The sequence below is a fragment of the Vibrio sp. 03_296 genome, assembly GCF_002265885.1.
In genome coordinates this window covers 1-567 of sequence record NZ_NPKW01000819.1, presented here as the reverse complement: position 1 = coordinate 567, position 567 = coordinate 1, and the positions used below count along the sequence as shown (strand labels likewise).

2 pseudogenes are annotated in these 567 nt (G+C 41.3%); both read right to left on the bottom strand.

The features are described 5' to 3' along the window. Positions 1-131: pseudogene (locus tag CIK04_RS34550) on the bottom strand (flagellar protein FlgN); the annotation flags it as partial. A gap of 13 nt (positions 132-144) precedes the next feature. Then, positions 145-479 (bottom strand): annotated as a pseudogene (gene flgM / locus CIK04_RS28125) (flagellar biosynthesis anti-sigma factor FlgM). Between the last annotated feature and the right edge of the window lie 88 nt (positions 480-567).

The window sequence follows — 567 nt, the reverse complement described above, 5'->3', positions numbered from 1 at the left end:
TTTCTTTGGCAATTTTCTCGATATCTGCAGAAACACGGCTAGCAATTGATCTTGCTTTCCTTTTCTAACACAATAGAGAGAGCTTTAGCATTTTCAAACTGGAAATTTACTAAATCAACTAAAGCAGCCATAACTACTACCTACCTAGACCTTATGCTTTAACGCGGTCTGCCAGTTYGTTTCAAATTTCATCATGTTATCTGCAAGCTTTTCAGGATCGACACGATAAGAACCGTTTGCGATCGCTTCTTTGATCGCGGCGACTTTAGCGGCATCGAATGCTGGCTTAGACGCCATTTCCTGATGAAGTTGCTCGATATCACGACTTTGTTGAACTCAAAGAAACAGCATCTTGCCCGACGTTGCTTTTTTTCGCTTCGTTACGGGTATCAGATACCGAATTTGAATCGGAACGCGCAGGACCACGACTGTTTGTCGTCATGATTTGACCTGAACGTATTGTTATCGATACTTGCCATATAWWAACCTTACCTACACAGTACGGGATTTGTACTCTCAGTATCGACCACGTCAGCCAATACTTTAGAAAAAATTTCCATTTTCTTT